18 protein-coding genes are annotated in these 18,060 nt (G+C 65.6%); 7 read left to right on the forward strand and 11 right to left on the reverse strand.

Features of this window, described 5'->3' with window-relative positions; genetic code table 11:
- Nucleotides 1-7: 7 nt before the first annotated feature.
- Nucleotides 8-973: a phosphoribosylaminoimidazolesuccinocarboxamide synthase gene (locus AC2EAL_RS15575; protein WP_484725157.1), complete on the reverse strand. Its 966-nt coding sequence runs from the start codon at nucleotides 971-973 to the stop codon at nucleotides 8-10.
- A 49-nt stretch (nucleotides 974-1,022) separates the two neighbouring features.
- The gene (locus AC2EAL_RS15580; RefSeq protein ID WP_484725158.1) at nucleotides 1,023-1,331 is read right to left on the reverse strand and encodes a hypothetical protein; all 309 of its coding nucleotides are present in this window, start codon (nucleotides 1,329-1,331) and stop codon (nucleotides 1,023-1,025) included.
- A 257-nt stretch (nucleotides 1,332-1,588) separates the two neighbouring features.
- Here AC2EAL_RS15580 and AC2EAL_RS15585 point away from each other — a divergent pair, with 257 nt between their 5' ends.
- Together AC2EAL_RS15585 and AC2EAL_RS15590 are read left to right on the forward strand one after the other, a co-directional pair.
- Nucleotides 1,589-1,789 carry a hypothetical protein gene (locus tag AC2EAL_RS15585; RefSeq protein ID WP_484725159.1) on the forward strand — a complete coding sequence of 67 codons (201 nt, stop codon included), beginning with the start codon at nucleotides 1,589-1,591 and terminating at the stop codon, nucleotides 1,787-1,789.
- A gap of 123 nt (nucleotides 1,790-1,912) precedes the next feature.
- Nucleotides 1,913-2,047: an entericidin A/B family lipoprotein gene (locus tag AC2EAL_RS15590; RefSeq protein WP_484725160.1), complete on the forward strand. Its 135-nt coding sequence runs from the start codon at nucleotides 1,913-1,915 to the stop codon at nucleotides 2,045-2,047.
- Between the two features lie 30 nt (nucleotides 2,048-2,077).
- Here the strand turns inward: AC2EAL_RS15590 and AC2EAL_RS15595 are convergent, their stop codons facing one another.
- Both AC2EAL_RS15595 and lepA read right to left on the reverse strand, forming a co-directional pair.
- Nucleotides 2,078-2,551, reverse strand: coding sequence for a hypothetical protein (locus AC2EAL_RS15595; protein WP_484725161.1), 474 nt, complete (start codon nucleotides 2,549-2,551; stop codon nucleotides 2,078-2,080).
- A 478-nt stretch (nucleotides 2,552-3,029) separates the two neighbouring features.
- Nucleotides 3,030-4,829: a translation elongation factor 4 gene (gene lepA / locus AC2EAL_RS15600; protein ID WP_484725162.1), complete on the reverse strand. Its 1,800-nt coding sequence runs from the start codon at nucleotides 4,827-4,829 to the stop codon at nucleotides 3,030-3,032.
- A 339-nt stretch (nucleotides 4,830-5,168) separates the two neighbouring features.
- Here lepA and AC2EAL_RS15605 point away from each other — a divergent pair, with 339 nt between their 5' ends.
- The gene (locus tag AC2EAL_RS15605) at nucleotides 5,169-5,477 is read left to right on the forward strand and encodes a hypothetical protein (RefSeq protein ID WP_484725163.1); all 309 of its coding nucleotides are present in this window, start codon (nucleotides 5,169-5,171) and stop codon (nucleotides 5,475-5,477) included.
- A gap of 139 nt (nucleotides 5,478-5,616) precedes the next feature.
- On the opposite strand, the gene rpmB is transcribed toward AC2EAL_RS15605, so the two are convergent.
- The 3 genes from rpmB to meaB all read right to left on the reverse strand — a co-directional run bounded on the left by rpmB (nucleotide 5,617) and on the right by meaB (nucleotide 7,841).
- Nucleotides 5,617-5,904, reverse strand: coding sequence for a 50S ribosomal protein L28 (rpmB, locus tag AC2EAL_RS15610; RefSeq protein WP_484725164.1), 288 nt, complete (start codon nucleotides 5,902-5,904; stop codon nucleotides 5,617-5,619).
- A gap of 150 nt (nucleotides 5,905-6,054) precedes the next feature.
- On the reverse strand, nucleotides 6,055-6,849 hold the full coding sequence (locus tag AC2EAL_RS15615; RefSeq protein WP_484725165.1) for an alpha/beta hydrolase: 795 nt from the start codon (nucleotides 6,847-6,849) through the stop codon (nucleotides 6,055-6,057).
- Nucleotides 6,850-6,863: 14 nt separating this feature from the next.
- Nucleotides 6,864-7,841 (reverse strand): methylmalonyl Co-A mutase-associated GTPase MeaB, encoded by a 978-nt coding sequence (gene meaB / locus AC2EAL_RS15620; RefSeq protein ID WP_484725166.1) that lies wholly within the window; start codon nucleotides 7,839-7,841, stop codon nucleotides 6,864-6,866.
- A 98-nt stretch (nucleotides 7,842-7,939) separates the two neighbouring features.
- On the opposite strand from meaB, the gene hrpB reads away from it, so the two are divergent.
- From hrpB to AC2EAL_RS15635, 3 genes are all read left to right on the forward strand, one after another.
- Nucleotides 7,940-10,348: an ATP-dependent helicase HrpB gene (gene hrpB / locus AC2EAL_RS15625; protein WP_484725167.1), complete on the forward strand. Its 2,409-nt coding sequence runs from the start codon at nucleotides 7,940-7,942 to the stop codon at nucleotides 10,346-10,348.
- A 138-nt stretch (nucleotides 10,349-10,486) separates the two neighbouring features.
- Entirely contained in the window at nucleotides 10,487-11,761 is a 1,275-nt protein-coding gene (locus AC2EAL_RS15630) for a DUF2330 domain-containing protein (RefSeq protein WP_484725168.1), read from the forward strand.
- Nucleotides 11,762-12,210: 449 nt separating this feature from the next.
- Complete coding sequence (locus AC2EAL_RS15635) at nucleotides 12,211-13,410, forward strand: MFS transporter (protein WP_484725169.1); 1,200 nt, start codon at nucleotides 12,211-12,213, stop codon at nucleotides 13,408-13,410.
- On the opposite strand, the gene AC2EAL_RS15640 is transcribed toward AC2EAL_RS15635, so the two are convergent.
- The gene (locus AC2EAL_RS15640) at nucleotides 13,398-13,952 is read right to left on the reverse strand and encodes a cysteine hydrolase family protein (protein WP_484725170.1); all 555 of its coding nucleotides are present in this window, start codon (nucleotides 13,950-13,952) and stop codon (nucleotides 13,398-13,400) included. The genes AC2EAL_RS15635 and AC2EAL_RS15640 overlap by 13 nt on opposite strands.
- Nucleotides 13,949-14,443 (reverse strand): DUF1993 domain-containing protein, encoded by a 495-nt coding sequence (locus AC2EAL_RS15645; protein ID WP_484725171.1) that lies wholly within the window; start codon nucleotides 14,441-14,443, stop codon nucleotides 13,949-13,951. The genes AC2EAL_RS15640 and AC2EAL_RS15645 overlap by 4 nt, the downstream gene beginning before the upstream one ends.
- A gap of 220 nt (nucleotides 14,444-14,663) precedes the next feature.
- Between AC2EAL_RS15645 and AC2EAL_RS15650 the strand changes: the two genes are divergently transcribed.
- Nucleotides 14,664-15,812, forward strand: coding sequence for a sterol desaturase family protein (locus AC2EAL_RS15650; protein ID WP_484725172.1), 1,149 nt, complete (start codon nucleotides 14,664-14,666; stop codon nucleotides 15,810-15,812).
- A 21-nt stretch (nucleotides 15,813-15,833) separates the two neighbouring features.
- Here the strand turns inward: AC2EAL_RS15650 and argF are convergent, their stop codons facing one another.
- Together argF and AC2EAL_RS15660 are read right to left on the reverse strand one after the other, a co-directional pair.
- Nucleotides 15,834-16,760, reverse strand: a complete 927-nt coding sequence (argF, locus tag AC2EAL_RS15655; RefSeq protein ID WP_484725173.1) for an ornithine carbamoyltransferase — start codon at nucleotides 16,758-16,760, stop codon at nucleotides 15,834-15,836.
- An 81-nt stretch (nucleotides 16,761-16,841) separates the two neighbouring features.
- The gene (locus tag AC2EAL_RS15660) at nucleotides 16,842-18,032 is read right to left on the reverse strand and encodes an acetylornithine transaminase (RefSeq protein WP_484725174.1); all 1,191 of its coding nucleotides are present in this window, start codon (nucleotides 18,030-18,032) and stop codon (nucleotides 16,842-16,844) included.
- Between the last annotated feature and the right edge of the window lie 28 nt (nucleotides 18,033-18,060).

Genomic DNA, 18,060 nt, shown 5'->3' on the forward strand with positions numbered 1-18,060 from the left:
AAACAAGTCAGGCGGTGAAGAAGGGCTTCAGGTTGATCCGGATGCGGTCCAGGGGCGTGGTGCCGCTGGTATCCGGAAGGAAGGGCTGGCCGGTGATCTTCTCGAAGGCGTCGATGTAGACCATCGCGGTTTTCTCGATCATGTCCAAGGGGATATCCGGCACCTTGTCCTTGTAGGGATCGCAGCGGGCAACGACCCAGGAGCGGATCACGTCCTTGTCGAAACTCGGGGGCCTGGTGCCGCAGTTCAGCGCATTTTCATAGCCTTCCGAGATCCAGTAGCGGCTGGAATCGGGGGTGTGGATTTCATCGGCGAGGAGGATGTTGCCCTCGGCATCGGTGCCGAACTCGTATTTGGTATCAACCAGGATAAGACCCCGTTTTTCCGCCATCTCCCGACCGCGGGCGAACAGGGCAAGCGCCTTGGTGCTGACCTCCTCCCACTGAGCGGCGGTCAACAGGCCGGACTGCAGGATTTCGGTAGCGGTCAGGGGCTCGTCATGCCCGCCGTCGAAGGCCTTGGAGGTCGGCGTGATGATGGCCTGCGGCAGGGCCTCGTTGTCCCTCAGGCCCTCCGGCAGGGTGTGGCCGTACATTTCCCTCGCGCCAGCCTTGTACTGGGTCAGGATCGATGTGGAGGTGGTCCCGGCGAGGTAGCCGCGGACGACGATTTCGACCGGCAGGATTGTGACGCGCTTGGCACGGACGACGTTCGGGTCGGGGTAGCCGAGGACGTGGTTAGCCGCGATGTCACCCGTGTGGTCGAACCAGTAGCGCGCCAGCTGGGTCAGGACCTGTCCTTTCCAGGGGATCACCGCAAGTATCTGATCGAACGCAGAAATCCGGTCGGAAGAGATCAGCAGTCGCGTGCCATCAGGCAGGTCATAGCAGTCGCGGACCTTGCCGAAATAGGGGTTGGGGAGCTCGGGTATCCGCGCCTGCGGCAGGGTGCGGGAAAGGTCGATCTGGCGCATGGCAGGCCCCCGTTGCGGTGCCTGCTTCTTCGGGGTTTTGCCAGTCGAGTCAAGGCTGCTTTGGGCAGTCGAGGGACCCGCGCATCTCGCCACTGTCGCCCTGCAGCGTGCTTTCCCGCAGCTTGCAGCCGGTCACGCGAGGGATGAGTTCGATCATCGTGGCGCGGATTTCCTGATGCTGACCCCGGGTGGCGTAGCCGAGGCGGATGACCTCTACCCGCTCACCTTTCTGGAAGACGGTGTAGTCCCGCCCGTTAAGGTTAACGTCGGTTCTTGTGGCGCCAAAGAACTCCGGGTGCGGAGAGGCCCCACAGGCGGCGAGAAAGACAAGCGGGATCAAGGGGATGAGGTGCTTCATGCGGCGAAGGATGACACGGCATGGTTAACAGGGGGTTAAGCGTCTACATCCGGTATGCATCGCGTATGCATCCCATGCATACGCGCGGTCATGTCGAAATTCGTTAACCCTTTGCTCGGCAAATCGGCAAAGGCTCGCCGCTTTGCCTTGTTCAGATGGGTGGAAGACTGCCGACCCAGCCCGGCCCGACGCGATCCCGGGTGCAGGGGCCTCACGGTCCGGTGCAGGATCGGGCGGATCAACCTTGGAGGGATGCAATGAAGACTGTGAAACTTGTGGGCCTTCTGGCCTGTGCCGTGGCCCTGTCGGGGTGCCTCGACACCGACGCCGAACGCGGCCTGGCCGGAGCGGCAGGCGGCGCGGTGGTGGCGGACGTCACTGGTGGCAACAAGGTGACCGGCGCGGTCATCGGCGGCGCGGCGGGGGTGTTCTGCGACGACCTCGGGGTGTGCAAGTAATCATCGGGAGAGTCGGTCTGAAGCCCGACCTACGGGGCGCGCTGCGGTGCGCCCTGTTTCGTTTTCGGGAACATGCGCGGCGGGGGGCGGTTGAGGGGGTCACACCATTCCTGGAGATGACCGATGACCCGACTGTTCGTTCTGCTTGCCCTTCTGGGCGCGACCGCCTGCGAGACCATCGTGGGCGCGGGTCAGGACGTGGAAAACGCCGGGGAGGCGATCAGCCAGGAGGCGAATGAGGCTCAGGCGGGGATGTGAGGGGCGATTTGAAAACGCCATAAGGTGAACTCATCCTTCTTGGTTTAAGCAACTTCCCAAGTAGATGGACTCTATTCGATTTACGGGAATCAACAGCACAGGCGTCCTTTCAAACTTTGGGAGCATTTGCTCGAACTTAACACCAACGTGCAGGGCGATTTCTGGCCCAGAATAGATAACGTATGCCCGACCTGTCTCGCCAATTAGTCCGCCAATATGGACAGTCTTGTCTGTGCGAAAGCAGTACTTCTCCTGGGCAAGGGAATAGAATCTTAAATCCCCCAGGCTTATGGCAAGAAAAGCTGCAGCAGCTGCATTCATGCTCAAGATGTGCGGATTCCTATAGTACATTTTTGGCTGCACAAGTATGGACACGTAGTTCCCAAAGTCGTGCATGAGAGACTTCCAATTTACTCTTGAAAACCCGCTTATGATGATTGCATGAACTATCGCACAGCACGCAAGCGCCAAGAAAACCATTACACAGAAGGTGAGAATTGCCACCGGAAGCAGAAAGAACCTAAGAATAGCTCCGAAAAAAAAATATTGCGCCAAAAGCCAAAATGAACCCAAGAACAACCAAAACAGCAATTCTTCTTTGGCGAGAAATTGAAGAACTACTTCGCGAACTCCGAGTGCTCAGTACTTCTGAAAGTCTATCTCTCAGAGGGTATGCAAGAGCAAGAGAGAAGCGTAAGATTGCTGCATTGCCAACCACAAAGATCCAAAACGAAAAGACGTGACCAGAAAGAAATGCCGAATCAATCAGTAGAGAACCACCAAGATCCAACCTGCCTGTCAACCCAAACAGATATGCACCGCTTATTCCAATTAGCGCGAGCAAGGCAACCAAAGCGTTCTTAAGCAAACTTCTCCAATGGGAAGGCGCACCCAGTGAGTTGTACCGCTTCCGAAACAGGGCACGACTAGGTTTCTTACGCATTAACTTCAATATCCCAGTGCGCCAATCTAAGTTTACCCCTCACCCATCCATCTTCAGCGCCGAGATGAACGCCTCCTGCGGGATTTCGACCTTCCCGAACTGGCGCATCTTCTTCTTGCCGGCCTTCTGCTTCTCCAGAAGCTTCTTCTTCCGGGTTGCGTCGCCGCCGTAGCACTTCGCTGTCACGTCCTTGCGCATGGCCGAGATCGTCTCGCGGGCGATCACCCTGCCCCCAATCGCAGCCTGGACGGGGATCTTGAACATGTGGCGGGGGATCAGGTCCTTGAGCTTTTCGACCATTGACCGGCCGCGGGCCTCCGCCCTATCCCGGTGGACCATCATCGACAGGGCGTCGACGGGTTCGTCGTTCACCAGGATCGACATCTTCACCAGGTTATCCTCGCGGTATTCGCTGATCTGGTAGTCGAACGACGCGTAGCCCTTGGTGACGGATTTCAGTCGGTCGTAGAAGTCGAAGACCACTTCGGCCAGCGGAAGGTCGTATTCGACCATCGCCCTTGACCCCGCATAGGTGAGGTTCAGCTGGATGCCGCGGCGGTCCTGGCAGAGCTTCAGGATGTCGCCCAGGTAGTCGTCAGGGACCATGATCGTGGCCTTGATCCGCGGCTCCTCGATATGGTCGACGTAGGTGAGGTCGGGCATGTCGGCGGGGTTGTGGAGGTCGCGGACCTCGCCGTCCTTCATGTGGAGCTTGAAGACCACGGAAGGCGCGGTGGTGATGAGGTCGAGGTCGTATTCGCGCTCCAGCCGGTCCCGGACGACTTCGAGGTGGAGGAGGCCGAGGAAGCCCATGCGGAAGCCGAAGCCCAAGGCCGCGGAGGTCTCCATCTCGTAGGTGAAACTCGCGTCGTTGAGGGCGAGTTTCTCGATGGCGTCGCGCAGCGCCTCGAAGTCGTTGGCGTCGACGGGGAAGAGGCCGCAGAAGACGACGGGGACCGAGGGTTTGAAGCCGGGGAGCGGCTGGTCGCAGGGTTTCTTTTCGTGGGTGATGGTGTCGCCAACCTTGGTGTCGCGGACTTGTTTGATCGAGGCGGTGAAGACGCCGATTTCGCCCGGGCCCAGTTCGGCGATGTCGACCATCTGGGGTTTCAGGACCGCGAGCTTGTCGATGCCGTAGACCGCTCCGGTCTGCATCATCTTGATGCGGTCGCCCTTCTTCACCACGCCATCGACGATGCGGATCATGACGACGACGCCAAGGTAGGCGTCGTACCAGCTATCGACCAGCATGGCCTTCAAGGGCGCGTTGCGGTCGCCCTTGGGGGCCGGAAGGCGGTGGACGATGGCCTCCAAGACGTCGGGGATGCCGAGGCCGGTCTTGGCAGAGATCGGGATGGCGTCGGAGGCGTCGAGGCCGATCACGTCCTCGATGTTCTGCTTTACCCGCTCAGGCTCGGCCGCCGGAAGGTCGATCTTGTTCAGGACCGGGACGATCTCGTGGCCTGCATCCAGCGCCTGGTAGACGTTGGCCAGCGTCTGGGCCTCAACGCCCTGCGAGGCGTCAACCACCAGAAGCGAGCCTTCGACGGCACGCATGGAGCGGGAGACCTCATAGGCGAAGTCGACGTGGCCGGGGGTGTCGATCAGGTTCAGCACGTAGGACTGGCCGTCCTTGGCCTTGTAGTCGATCCGGACCGTGTTGGCCTTGATGGTGATGCCGCGTTCGCGCTCGATATCCATCGAGTCCAGGAGCTGGGCCTGCATGTCGCGTTCGGCGACCGTGCCCGTCGACTGGATCAGCCGGTCGGCAAGCGTGGATTTGCCGTGGTCGATATGCGCCACGATGGAGAAATTGCGGATGCGGTCGAGCGTGATCATGGGGCGCATATAGCTGACGGCGGGGAGGCCGGAAAGGGCTTATGCGCAAGGGAAAAGCAGCGTGGCGTCCTGTCCCCGCACCAGCGCACAGCGCGCGCCACCGCCTGTCCCGTCATGCCGCAGTGGCAACGCCGGAGCCGAAAGGCCGTGAGGCCTTGCCACTTCATCTTGTAGGAGGGCGCGAAGTAGTACGCGAGGGCTTGCGGGGTCTGGCAAGAATCCGCCAAACCACTGAGACACTTGAAAAAATCGCTTGGACGCGGCAATATGCATGGCAGAAAACGACTGGCGAGGGAGGTTGCATGCTGCGACCCTCGGACCGGCAAAGAGGCAGAGCGAATGAAATCCTTCCTGTTTGCGGCCGCAGTGGCTGCGTCTTTTGCGGTAATCTCGGGTGCGGCGCTGGCTGGTCCGATCGAGCGGGCCTGCATGGCCTCGGACCGGGGCGGCAATCGCAGCTTGTGCGGCTGCATCCAGCAGGCGGCGGACATGACGCTGTCGGGTGGCGACCAGCGGCGGGCGGCGAAGTTCTTCAAGGACCCCGAGGCCGCGCATGCGACCTGGACCTCGCAGTCGAAATCGGATGATGCCTTCTGGGATCGCTACAAGAGCTTTGGCCAGACCGCCGAAGCCTATTGCGGCGGCTGACCTGCAACGGGCGGTGGGCGGATCGCCCACCCTACGCCGGCCAAGGTAGGGTGGGCGATCCGCCCATCATCCGTTCGGAAACGCGAAAGGCCCCGCCTTCATCCCGAAGGCGGGGCCTTTTCACTGGGATCGCAGCGGATCAGGCGGCAGCCTGGGCCTTGGCGATGTCCTTCTTGATCTTCAGCGCGGCGGCGGACAGTTCTTCGTCCTTGGCCTTGGCCAGATAGGCGTCCAGCCCGCCCCGGTGGTCGACCGAGCGCAGCGCCGCGGCCGTGACGCGGAACTTGAACGACTGACCAAGCACGTCGGAGATCAACGTGACCTCGTTCAGGTTCGGGAGGAACCGGCGACGGGTCTTGTTGTTGGCATGGCTGATGGTGTTGCCAGACATCGGCCCCTTGCCGGTGAGTTCGCAGACGCGCGACATTTCGGTGTTCCTTCGATTCGTCAAAAGCGGAGGAAGGCGGGGAATCCCCAGCCCTCGAATTCGATTGGGGGCGTGTAAGGGGAATCCGTGCCAGCGTCAAGCGGTCAGGCCGTGCGATGCCGGGACTTTCCGGGGGGAGTGGCAACGGGGCTAGGCGGTTGCCGTGGCCAGCGCCTCTGCCCGGTCCAGCGCCTGGGCGGCAAGGGTGGTACGACCCGCGCGGAGCAGGCGGTCGGCGCGTTCGCGCCAGTAGCGCGCAGAGGCTCGGCGCAGCTCGCGGTGCAACTGGACGACGTCGCGGGCCCGCAGGCGCGAGGAAAGGCTGAGCCGCTGCAGCGCGCGGAAGCCACCGGCCTGGCCGATGGCAGCGGTGCCGGGATGGCCGCCGAAGGAAAGCTTGGCGGGCCGGATGCCGGGCAGAAGCGCGGTGATCCGGCCGGCGTGCAACCGGTCCAGCGCATGGGTCGGGTCGAAGGCCACGACGCCCTTGAGGTCAGGGCGGGCATGGGTGGCTAGGTCGCCGGCTTGGGGATCAAAGCCAGCAGCCTCGGGGTAGCGGTCTTCCTCGGGCAGAAGCAGCGAGACCTGGGGCGAGACGAGAAGGACCTGGTTCAGGCGCAGCGCCCGGGAAAAGCGCAAGGCGCCGTAGCCGCCCATCGAGAACCCCAGCGCGCGAGCCGTCATGAAGCGGGCGCGGAGGGCCTTCAACGCGGCCTCCAGCGCCGGGGTTTCGGCGTTCAGGAACCAGTCGTTCCAGCGGCTTTGGACATGAAGATGCGCCAGACCAGCCGTCAGCGCGCGCCGGACCTGGCCGCTCTCGTTGAACTGGCCGGGCTCGGCCTCCCATTGCCGGAAGGTGACATAGAGCGCAGTGGTGGGCCGGTCCGGCAGCCAGAGCCGGGCCTGAAGGAGATCGCCGTCGAAGATGCGCTCGGGCCCAGCCACCTCGCCCACCCCGGTCACCCGGGGCGGCCAAGCAGGCGCAGCATCTCGGCGGCGGCGGCTTCGGGGGTCAGCGCGCCTTCGGCGACGCGGGTGCCGAGACTGGCCATCAGGCCCTTCTGCGGTTCGCGCGCCAGAGCGGAAAGGAGGCCCTGGCGGACTTCTTCTTCGAACCAGTGGCGTGCCTGAGCGGCGCGGGTGCGGGTCCAGTGGCCGTGCTCTTTCCGCCAGGCGGCCAGGGCCTGCATGTCCGCCCAGGCCTGGGCGAGGCCGTCAGTGGTCACGGCCGAAACGGGCAGCGCCTTGGGGAAGCCTTGCGGGTCCTGAGGGCGGCGGCGGAGAAGCTGCAGCGCGCCCGAGTAGTCGGCCACGGTACGCAGGGCGGCGGGCTTCAGGTCGCCGTCGGCCTTGTTGACCAGGATCAGGTCAGCCATCTCCATGATCCCGCGTTTCACGCCCTGGAGTTCGTCACCTCCGGCGGGGGCGAGGAGGAGGAGGAAGAGGTCGGAGAGCTCGGCAACGACCGTTTCGCTTTGCCCGACGCCGACGGTTTCAATCAGGACGACGTCGAAGCCTGCGGCCTCGCAGAGCGCGACGGCCTCGCGGGTACGGCGGGCGACGCCGCCGAGTTGGGACTGGCTGGGGGACGGGCGGATGAAGGCATTGGGGTCGCGGGACAGGCGCTCCATCCGGGTCTTGTCGCCAAGGATCGAGCCGCCCGAGCGGGCGGAGGATGGGTCGACGGCGAGGACGGCGACCTTCAGGCCCTGGCCGGTCAGCATCAGACCGAAGGCTTCGATGAAGGTGGACTTGCCGACGCCGGGCGTGCCGGAAAGGCCGATGCGCAGCGCCTGACGGTCGGTGCCGAGACCGCCCAGCAAGGCCAGCGCCTGATCACGGTGGTCAGGCCGCGCGCTTTCGACCAGCGTAATGGCACGGGCGAGGGCCCGGCGGTCGCCTTGGCGGATGAGAGCGGCGCGTTCTGTCGTGTCCATGGCGGTGTTGTGCCGGATAGGAACGGGCTTGGCGAGGACGATTTTTCGGCGAAAAATCGGGGCTTCCGATGACGGGGGCTGCGCGCGATAAGCGGGGCATGATCGAGCTGCCGGTTTCCCATGTGTTGCCTGAACTTGCCGAGGCGTTGACCCGTCGCGGGATGGCGGTGTTGCAGGCACCGCCGGGGGCGGGGAAGACGACGCTGGTGCCCTTGGACCTCTTGGCGCGGGGGGTGGTCGCGGGGCGCATCCTGATCCTGGAGCCGCGGCGGCTGGCGGCGCGGGCCTCGGCGGAACGGATGGCCGAGACGCTGGGCGAGCCGGTGGGGCGGACGGTCGGCTATCGCATCCGGGGGGAGGCGAAGGTTTCAAGCGCCTCCCGGATCGAGGTGGTTACCGAGGGCATCCTGACGCGGATGATCCAGACGGACCCGGAGCTTGCGGGTGTTGGCCTCGTGATCTTCGACGAGTTCCACGAACGGTCGCTGAATGCGGACCTTGGGCTTGCGCTGTGCCTGGAGGTGCGGGGCGCGCTGCGCGAGGACCTGAAGCTGCTGGTGATGTCGGCGACGCTGGATGCGGGGCCGGTGGCGGCGTTGATGGGCGCCGCGCCGCTCGTGACCTCGGAGGGGCGGGCGTTCCCGGTGGAGACGCGGTGGCTGCCGAAGCCGCCGGATCCCTCCTTGCGGCTGGAAGCGGTGGTTGCGGGCGCGGTGAAGGCGGCGTTGGAGGAGACCGAAGGCGGGATGCTGGTCTTCCTGCCGGGCGAGGGAGAGATCCGGCGGGTGGAGGGGATGCTCTCCGGCCTGCCGGGGGTGACGGTGCGACCCCTGTTCGGTGCAATGGACTTTGCTGCGCAACGGGCGGCTCTGGCCACAGCCCCGGGGCGGAAGATTGTGCTGGCGACCTCCATCGCCGAGACCTCGCTGACCCTGCCGGACATCCGGGTGGTGGTGGACGCAGGCCGGGCGCGGCGGGCGCGGTTCGATCCGAACTCAGGCATGTCGCGGCTGGTGACGGAGCGGGTGACGAAGGCCGAGGCCGAGCAGCGCCGGGGCCGGGCGGGGCGGGTGGCGGAGGGGGTCTGCTACCGGCTGTGGACGAAGGGCGAGGAAGGAGGGTTGGCCCCCTACCCGCCTGCCGAGATCGAGGTGGCGGATCTGGCGGGGCTGGCGCTGGAACTGGCGCTGTGGGGCGGGACGGAGCTGCCGTTCCTGACGCCGCCGCCTGCGGGACCCCTGGCCGAGGCGCGCAGCCTGTTGCAGGGGTTGGGGGCGCTGGACGAGAAGGGCCACATCACCGCGCATGGTCGCGTGCTGGCGGCGCTGCCGCTGCACCCCCGGCTGGGGCACATGCTGGCGGTTGCGGGGCCAGAGGCGGCGACCTTGGCCGCGCTTTTGGCCGAGCGGGACCCGCTGCGGGGGGCGGGGCCGGACCTTGCGCTGCGGATGCAGGCGGTGGCGCGGCCGGGGCCGGAGGCGGACCGGGGCGTGGTGGAGCGGGTGCGGGCCGAGGAGAAACGGCTGGCGGCATCGGCGCCGAAAGGGGAACGGACGGGCCTGTCCCTCGCCGAGATGGCGGCGCTGGCCTATCCGGACCGGATCGGGCTGCGGCGCAAGGGCGAGGCGCCGCGGTGGGTCTTGTCGGGGGGCAAGGGCGCGGCGATGGCGCCGGGGTTGGCGCTGTCGGGTGCGCGGCTGATCGTGGCGACGGACCTTGACGGCGATGCGCGCGAAGCGGCGGTGCGGCAGGCGGTGGCGATTTCCGAGGCGAAGGTGCGGGGGCTTTATGCCGACCGGATCGCCTGGGTCGAGGTCTGCGAATGGTCAAGGCGCGAGGGGCGGGTCGTGTCGCGCCGGCAGGAGCGGCTGGGGGCCCTGGTGCTGGATGACCGGCACTGGGATGCGCCTGTCGAAGCGGTAGCGAAGGCGGCGCTTGAGGGGGTTCGGATGTTGGGGCTGCCCTGGTCTCCTGCCGCACGGCGCCTCAGGGCGCGGGCGCGGCTGGCGCGGGGCGAGGGGTGGCCTGGGGTGGAGGATGCAGAGCTTCTGGCCAGTGCCGAGGAGTGGCTCTTGCCGCATCTTTCTGGCGTGCGGACCGAGGCGGATATCCGGGGATTCGATCTGGTGCCCGCGCTGCAGGGGCTGATCGGATGGGACCGGCTGGCCGAAATGGACCGGCTGGTGCCGGGCAGTTTCGAGACACCTTTGGGGCGGAAGATCCCGATCGACTATGAGGGCGAGGTCCCGTCGATCGAGGTGAGGCTGCAGGAGATGTTCGGGGTGACAGTGCATCCTGTTGTGGGTGCCAAGCGGCTGCCGGTCCGGGTCACGCTTTTGTCCCCCGCGAGAGCCCCGGTGCAGGTGACGACCGACCTGCCGCGGTTCTGGGCGACCTCATATGCCGACGTGCGGAAGGACATGCGAGGGGCCTATCCGCGGCATCCCTGGCCGGAGGACCCGACGGTGGCCGAGCCGACGCTACGGGCCAAGCCGAGGGCGACCTGAGGGCGGTTTGCGGAACGCATGGCAGGAGCGACCGCATCGAGTATTTGGGACATGGGCAAGGCCAAAGCGGCTTTGTCATTGCATAGCACCTGGGGCGGGGGCAGCCTTCCGGGATAGTGCATTTCATAGGAGCCCTTCATGCGCCCCCTGCCCCGCCTGCTGTTTGCCGCCGTCCTGACCCTGATCGCCCCCGCCGCCCAGGCCTTCTGCGGCTTCTACGTCGCGCGGGCGGATGGGGAATTGTTCAACCGAGCCTCGATGGTGGTCTACACACGGGTCAACGACACCTCGGTCATCACCATGTCCTCGGACTATCGCGGCGATCCGGCGGAGTTCGCGATGATCGTGCCGACGCCGGGCGTGCTGAACCGCAACCAGGTGACGACGGTGTCACCCGAGACGGTGGCGCATCTGGACCGCTATACCGCGCCAAGGTTGGTGGAGTATTTTGAGGAAGACCCGTGCAATCAGGTCGTCTATGAGCCGGCGGTGGAGTTTGCGATAGAGGATGGCCCGACCCGCACGGAACGCCGCGACGGGGCCCGGGCGCTGGGGGTGAAGATCGAGCGCGAGTTCGCGGTCGGGTCCTATGACATCCAGATGCTGTCGGCCCGGCAGTCGGACGGGCTGGCCGAATTCCTGCGCGGTGAGGGCTACAAGCTGCCCGAGGGGGCCGAGGCGGCGCTGGCGGGCTACATCAACGGCGGGATGAAGTTCTTCGTGGCGAAGGTCAACCTGTCGCGCCATTCCGCCGGGGCCGAGCAGGAGCTGGAGCCGCTGCAGATCCGCTTTCGGTCGAAGGACTTCATGCTGCCGATCCAGCTGGGTAAGCTGAACGGCGACGGTCCGCAGGACCTGATCGTGCTGGCGCTGAACCGCAAGGGGCGGACGGTGCTGACCAACTACATGACCAAGGAAATCCCGTCGGATGTGAACGTGCCGGTGTTCGTGGCCCAGGTCTTTCCGCAGTTCTACCGGGCGATGTTCGACAAGGCGGCGGGCCAGAACGGGGCCTTCCTGGAATATGCCTGGGACATGGCCTGGTGCGACCCTTGCGCCGACGACCCCCTCTCCCATGCCGAGTTCAAGGAGCTGGGCGTCGACTGGGTGCGGAAGTCCGAGGCCGCGACACCAAACGTCTTCGTCACCCGCCTGCACATCCGCTATTCGCAGTCAGGCTTCTTCGAGGACCTGAAGTTCGCGGTGACCGACAACCGCGAGAATTTCCAGGGCCGCTATGTCCTGAACCACCCGTTCAAGGGCGAGATCACTTGCGCCGAGGGGCAGGACTATGTGGCCGAGACCCGCAAGCGGATCAAGGAAGAGGCCGCCCTACTGCGCAAGCTGACGGGGTGGAGTGCGGCCAATATCTCGTCGAACATCGCGAAGACGGTGCCCAGGCGCTATCGCTGAGTGGCAACACGGGCCCAGTGTAGATGTGCCCGGGACAGCGCCTGTTCCGGCAACTCCTCTTGCCCCCAGAACTGGCACGCGGTCGGGCCGGGCAGGGTGCAGGATCGCAGGCAGCGACCTGGGGGCCATGTCGGCGTTGATCAGGCGGACCTGGTGACCGGCGTCGATCAGCGGGCCGCCGATGCGGAGAAGGCCGAGGGGCGGCAGAAGCTCGCCCGGGACGCGGCTGCCGATGGATCGGTGGCGTGGGTTCAGAAGCGCGATGCGGGACATTGGGGACCGGGTTTGTTGCCGGGGAGTGAAGCATGGCGGCGGGGTGTTGGCAGTGCAGGCAATCCCGACGGCGGGGTCGGGAATCCTTACAAGGCTGCAACAGGGATTGATCGGCGGCCCCTTTCCCCTTGCCTGCAAGCGGCATATGACCGGCGCTAACAATCGAGGGACAGAAGATGCAGGCGGATGGTCAGGCGCGGCGCGCGCGGTGGGCGGTGGCGGCGATGTTCCTGGCCAACGGCTTTGTCATGGGGGCCTGGGCCCCGCAGATTCCGCTTCTTATGCCCCGCCACCAGGTCACGGAATCGGTGCTGGGCCTTTTGATCCTGGTCCTGGGCTTTGGCGCGGTGTCGGCTATGCTGTTCGCGGGGCGGCTGATCAGCCTGTACGGCGGGCGACGCGTCCTGGCGCTGTTTTCGCTGGCGCTGATCCCGGTGCTGCCGATGGTGGTCTTTTCGCCGAACCTGTGGCTTCTGGCGCTGTTCATGGCGGTCTTCGGCGCGATGGCGGGCTGCATGGACGTGGCGATGAACGCGCAAGCGGTCGAAATCGAGCGGCGGCTCCACAAGGCAATCATGTCCTCGTCCCACGGGTTCTGGAGCCTGGGCGGCTTTTTCGGCGGCTCGGCCGGGGCCTGGGTGATCGCGCATTGGGGGTCCGAGGTGCAATCTCTGTTGACCGCCGGGGTGGTCGCGGTGATCGTCCTCTCGGCGATGCCGTTCCTGCTACCCGACGCCCCGCGGGTGCCAGTGACCGAGGCCGCGCCGGCACAGAAGACAAAACTCTTCCCGAAGGACTTCCACGTCTGGCTTCTGGGATTCCTCGCGCTCGCCTCGATGGTGCCCGAAGGCGCGGTGCTGGATTGGGCGGCGATCTACATGCAGAAGGAACTGGGGTCCGATGTCTTTGTCTCGGGCCTGGGGTTCGCCTTCTTTGCCGGGGCGATGGCGCTGATGCGGTTCCTGGGCGACACGGTGCGCAACCGCTTTGGCGCGGTCAGGACGCTGCGGATCTCGGGCCTTCTGGGCGCGGCCGGGATGATGGGCGGGGCCGTCGCGCCCTATGACTGGGTGGTGATCGTCAGCTTCTTCGTGGCAGGCCTCGGGATCGCGAACATGGTGCCGATCCTGTTTTCCGCCGCCGGAAACCATCCGCGCCTGCCCTCGGCCAGCGCGATCTCCATCGTCACCATGGTGGGCTACTGCGGCATCCTGGTCGCGCCGTCGAGCATCGGCTTCGTGGCCGAACATGTCGGCTTCCGCCCGACCTATGCCGCCTTGTCACTGGTCCTGGTGGTGGTCGCCCTCTTGGCCGCACGGGCGGCGGATGCGGACGGGGCGAAGGTGCTGCCGCCCGCCTCGCCTCAGGCCGCCTGAGGCGCCAGGTCCCCGACTGTGGTCAGCGTCGCAAAGTCGGCGCCAAGAAGGGACAGCGTGACGCGGAACACGGTGCCTGCGTCCAACTGGCCGCCGTCATGGGCAGGCAGGTCAAAGCCCAGAAGCGCGTCCTGTGGCAGCAGCACCCGGTAGCCAAGGTCCGAGGCCTGCCGGACCGTCGAGGTCACGCAAAAGGCCGCGACGGCCCCGGCGATGACCAGCTCGGTGATGCCTTTTGCCTTCAGGTGGGCATCGAGCCCGGTGCCGTGGAAGGCGGATGAGCCGTGTTTCCAGAACACTGCCTCGCCCGTCTTGGGGACGGCGCAGGGCATGGGTTCCGCCCCTGGTTCCCCCTTGCGGAAGGGCGAGGCCGGGTTCGGGTCGTCGTGCAGGACATGGATGACCGGCGTGCCATCGGCGCGCGCGCCAGCCAGAAGGGCGGCGATCCGGCCCGGCGCGTCGGGGGTGGCGGTCGGGCGGCCGGCACGGATGCGGTCGGCCATGCCTTCCTGCATGTCGATGACCAGCACTGCGCGGGTCATGGCGCGCCCATGTAGTCGCGTTTGCCAAGCTCGACCCCGTTTGCGCGGAGAATGTCGTAGGCGGTGGTCAGGTGGAAGAAGAACTGCGGCAGGGAATAGAAGGACAGGAACTCATCCCCCTTCAGCACCATGTCGCGGCCCCCGGCCTTGAAGTGGATGTCGCGCGTCTCGGCATGGGCGAAATCCGCTGCCTGGAAGCTGCCCATGTAGCCCCGCGCGGCACTGATGCGGTCCTTCAGCTCGGCAAAGGTGGTCTCGGTGTCGGGAAAGCCTTTCGGTTCGACCCCCGCCAGCCGTGCAGTGCAGCGGGCCGAGAAGTCGCAGGCAAGCTGGACCTGCTTGACCAGCGGGAACATGTCCGGAAACAGCCGCGCGGCAAGGATCACCTCGGGCTTGATGTTCTTCGCGGTGCAATGCGCCTCGGCCTTGTCGAGGATGGTGGAAAGCGCGCTGAGGAAACGGTCGAAGACGGCAACGGAACGGCGGTGCATGGGGCCTCCCTTGGGCATTTCGCACGAATCCTAGCCGGTGGGCCTGCACGCGTCGAGTGGTGGGATCAGCTGGAAAATCCGGCACCTTTGCCACGTCTCGCCCCCCGGGCGGACGGAACGGCTGATGCTCGCTTGCGATGGCGTCCGGTCCGGGCCTACACTCGGCAGGCTGGATGGCCGAAGACCCGCGTTCGCGTACCACTGCACAGACGAGTGTGCCATGACCGAGTCCGAGCCACCCGATCCGCAGAAGACCTGGCTTGACCAGGCGGCCGAGGACCTCTTGGGCGACCGGCTGCCCAAGCACTTTGGCACCGGCTGGTATTCGGGCCTCCTTGGCCTCTTCCTGTCGTTCGGCAGCTTTGTTGCGGTTCTGGTGTTCCACTATCCCCAGTGGCTGACCCTGTCCGAAACCGCCCCCCGCTATCCGGTCGAGACGATGCGCGCGCTCTTGGCGCTGGCGATCATGGCCGGGTTCCTGTTTTCGGCCATCAACGTGATCCTGCGCCCGTCGAAACGGCTGGGCCTGGCAGGCCTCGTCTTCTGCATGGCGGCAGTCCTGAGCGGCGGCAGTGCTGTCGAGGTTGGCGGGGGCGATGCGCTGTTCCGGGTGGGCGTCGACTGGTTCGTGCTGAACGTGGTCCTTCTGGCGCTGATCTTCGTGCCCTTGGAGCGGGCGCTGCCGCTCAACCGGGACCAGGGGATCTTCCGGCCGGGGTGGACGACGGACGGGATCTATTTCCTTGTCAGCCATGTCGCGGTCGAGCTGATGACCTTCTTCACGCTTCTGCCCGCGACGGTGATCGCACAGACGATCCATGCCCAGGTGTCCGGCCTGAACCCGGACCGGCTGCCGCTGGTGGTAGAGGTCTTCTGCGTGATGCTGGTCGCCGATCTGGCGCAGTACTGGGTGCACCGGGGGTTTCACCGCATCCGCTGGGCCTGGCCGTTTCATGCGATCCACCATTCCTCGCGGCAGCTGGACTGGCTGGCCGGGTCGCGGCTGCATGTGGTGGACATCATCGTCACACGCGGGCTGACCCTGACGCCGCTTCTGGTGATCGGCTTTTCGCAACAGGCGCTGTACATCTGGCTGGTCATCATCGCGGTGCAGGCGACGCTGAATCACGTCAACCTCCGCTTTGACGTGCCGGTCCTGAACCAGCTTCTGGTGCTCCCGCGCTTTCATCACTGGCATCACGCGGTGGTGCCGGTGGACAAGAACTTTGCTGTGCATTTCCCCTGGATCGACCGGCTTTTCGGGACCTTCCACCTGCCGGCGCGCGACTGGCCGCCGGAAACCGGAATCGCCGGAGACCCGGTCCCGCCCGAGTTCCTGCGCCAGTTTGCCTGGCCCTTCCGGCGTTGATCCTGGACGGATGGCCCGGGGTCAGACCCCGAGGCACCAGCGCATGATCGCCTTCTGGGCGTGAAGGCGATTTTCGGCCTCGTCGAAGATGACCGAGTGCGGGCCGTCCATCACGGCGCTCGTCGCCTCGTCGTTGCGATGCGCGGGAAGGCAGTGCATGAAGAGGCTGTCGGGCTTGGCCCGGGACATCAGCTGTTCGTTCACCTGATAGGGGCGCAGCTGGTTGTGGCGGCGTTCCTTCGCGCTTTCGGGGTCGTGCATCGAGACCCAGGTGTCGGTGACCACCAGGTCCGCGCCTTCGACAGCAGTGAACGGGTCGCGCTGGATGGTGATCTTCGATCCCTTTTCCCGAGCGAAGGCCACGAACTTGTCTTCGGGGTCCAGCGTCTCGGGCCCGGTGAAGGTGAAGTCGAAACCGAACTGGCCTGCGGCATGCAGGAAAGAGGCGCAGACGTTGTTCCCGTCGCCGCACCAGACGACCTTGCGGCCAGCGATGGGGCCACGGTGTTCCTCATAGGTCATCACATCGGCCATGATCTGGCAGGGATGGGTGCGGTTCGTCAGGCCGTTGATGACGGGCACCGTGGCGTGTTCGGCCATTTCGAGGAGCGTCGCCTCCTCGAAAGTCCGGATCATGATGAGGTCGACGTAGCGGCTTAGCACCCGCGCCGTATCAGCGATGGTCTCGCCGTGGCCAAGCTGCATTTCCTTGCCCGACAGCACCATCGTCTCGCCGCCCATCTGGCGGACGCCGACGTCAAAGCTGACGCGGGTGCGGGTGGAGGGCTTTTCGAAGATCAACGCGACCATGTGGCCCTTCAGCGGCTGGTGGTCGTCGGGTGAGCCTTTCGGGCGACCGTTCCGCGCGGTCTTCATCGCCTGCGCAGTGTCGATCATGGCCCGCAGATGGGCTGGGTCGGTCTTGTGGATGTCGAGGAAGTGGTTCATGTCGTTTCGCTTTTTGGACCCGGAGAGCCGGGGGTTTCACACCCCCGGACCCCCGTGGGATATTTGGGGAAGAGAAAGGGCTTAGGCGGCCTTCTCCAGATGGGTGGCGGCCTGGTCGAGACGGGTGAGGGCCTCGGCAATGTCGGCGTCCGGGATGTTCAGCGCGGGCAGGAGGCGCAGGACGTTGTCGGCGGCGGCGACGGTCAGGACGCCGGATTCGTAGCCGGCCTTGACCACTTCCGTGGGTGCGGGCTTGCACTTGAGGCCGAGCATCAGGCCTTCACCGCGCACCGCCTCGAACACCTGCGGGTGGTGGGCGACGAGGGATTCCAGGCCCTGGCGCATCAGCGCGCCCTTGCGGGCGACCTCGGCCAGGAAGGCGGGGTCGGAGATGATCTCGGTGACCTTCGCGCCCACGGCACAGCCCAAGGGGTTGCCGCCGTAGGTGGAGCCGTGGGTCCCTGCCGTCATGCCCGACGCCGCGCGTTCGGTGGCAAGGACCGCGCCCAGGGGGAAGCCGCCGCCGATCCCTTTGGCGACCATCATGATGTCCGGCGTGACCCCCGCCCATTCGTGGGCGAAGAGGCGGCCCGTCCGGCCCATGCCGCATTGCACCTCGTCGAAGATGAGAAGCGTGCCGGTCTGGTCGCACAGATCGCGCAGGCCCTTCAGGCACTGGTCGGGGACCGGGCGGATGCCGCCCTCGCCCTGGATCGGCTCGATGATGACGGCGCAGGTCTTGTCCGTTATGGCCGCGCGGATCGCGGCGTGGTCGGCGTCATTGGTCGGCCATTTCAGATGGACAAAGCCCGGCATGAGGGGACCGAAACCCTTGACCATCTTTTCCGACCCCGCCGCCGCGATGGCACCGGTGGAGCGGCCATGGAACGCGCCTTCGAAGGCCACGATCTCCACCCGTTCGGGGTGGCCCGCGTCGTAATGGTGCTTGCGCGCCATCTTGATCGCGAGTTCCGCGGTTTCGGTGCCCGAGTTGGTGAAGAACACCGTGTCGGCGAAGGTGTTCTCGGTCAGCAGCTTCGCCAGCCGCTCCTGTTCCGGGATCGTGTAGACGTTCGACACGTGCCAGAGCTTCTGCGCCTGTTCGGTCAGCGTCGCCACCAGCGCAGGATGGGCATGCCCCAGCGCATTCACCGCGATGCCCGAGCTGAGGTCAAGGTATCGGCGGCCATCCTCGGCCCAAAGCCAGCTGCCCTCGCCCTTCACGAAGGACAGGGGTGCGCGGTTGTAGGTCGGCAGGACAGAGGGGATCATGGGACGGGGTCCTTGAACTGAAAGCCAA

This window comes from Tabrizicola sp. T74 (assembly GCF_057219935.1).

What these genes read in the sequence shown, in the direction of transcription:
- AC2EAL_RS15575 (WP_484725157.1), bottom strand. Translation starts at nt 973, where the DNA reads ATGCGCCAGATCGACCTTTCCCGCACCCTGCCGCAGGCGCGGATACCC.
- AC2EAL_RS15580 (WP_484725158.1), bottom strand. Translation starts at nt 1,331, where the DNA reads ATGAAGCACCTCATCCCCTTGATCCCGCTTGTCTTTCTCGCCGCCTGT.
- AC2EAL_RS15585 (WP_484725159.1), top strand. Translation starts at nt 1,589, where the DNA reads ATGAAGACTGTGAAACTTGTGGGCCTTCTGGCCTGTGCCGTGGCCCTG.
- AC2EAL_RS15590 (WP_484725160.1), top strand. Translation starts at nt 1,913, where the DNA reads ATGACCCGACTGTTCGTTCTGCTTGCCCTTCTGGGCGCGACCGCCTGC.
- lepA (WP_484725162.1), bottom strand. Translation starts at nt 4,829, where the DNA reads ATGATCACGCTCGACCGCATCCGCAATTTCTCCATCGTGGCGCATATC.
- AC2EAL_RS15605 (WP_484725163.1), top strand. Translation starts at nt 5,169, where the DNA reads ATGAAATCCTTCCTGTTTGCGGCCGCAGTGGCTGCGTCTTTTGCGGTA.
- rpmB (WP_484725164.1), bottom strand. Translation starts at nt 5,904, where the DNA reads ATGTCGCGCGTCTGCGAACTCACCGGCAAGGGGCCGATGTCTGGCAAC.
- meaB (WP_484725166.1), bottom strand. Translation starts at nt 7,841, where the DNA reads ATGGACACGACAGAACGCGCCGCTCTCATCCGCCAAGGCGACCGCCGG.
- hrpB (WP_484725167.1), top strand. Translation starts at nt 7,940, where the DNA reads ATGATCGAGCTGCCGGTTTCCCATGTGTTGCCTGAACTTGCCGAGGCG.
- AC2EAL_RS15630 (WP_484725168.1), top strand. Translation starts at nt 10,487, where the DNA reads ATGCGCCCCCTGCCCCGCCTGCTGTTTGCCGCCGTCCTGACCCTGATC.
- AC2EAL_RS15635 (WP_484725169.1), top strand. Translation starts at nt 12,211, where the DNA reads ATGCAGGCGGATGGTCAGGCGCGGCGCGCGCGGTGGGCGGTGGCGGCG.
- AC2EAL_RS15640 (WP_484725170.1), bottom strand. Translation starts at nt 13,952, where the DNA reads ATGACCCGCGCAGTGCTGGTCATCGACATGCAGGAAGGCATGGCCGAC.
- AC2EAL_RS15645 (WP_484725171.1), bottom strand. Translation starts at nt 14,443, where the DNA reads ATGCACCGCCGTTCCGTTGCCGTCTTCGACCGTTTCCTCAGCGCGCTT.
- AC2EAL_RS15650 (WP_484725172.1), top strand. Translation starts at nt 14,664, where the DNA reads ATGACCGAGTCCGAGCCACCCGATCCGCAGAAGACCTGGCTTGACCAG.
- argF (WP_484725173.1), bottom strand. Translation starts at nt 16,760, where the DNA reads ATGAACCACTTCCTCGACATCCACAAGACCGACCCAGCCCATCTGCGG.
- AC2EAL_RS15660 (WP_484725174.1), bottom strand. Translation starts at nt 18,032, where the DNA reads ATGATCCCCTCTGTCCTGCCGACCTACAACCGCGCACCCCTGTCCTTC.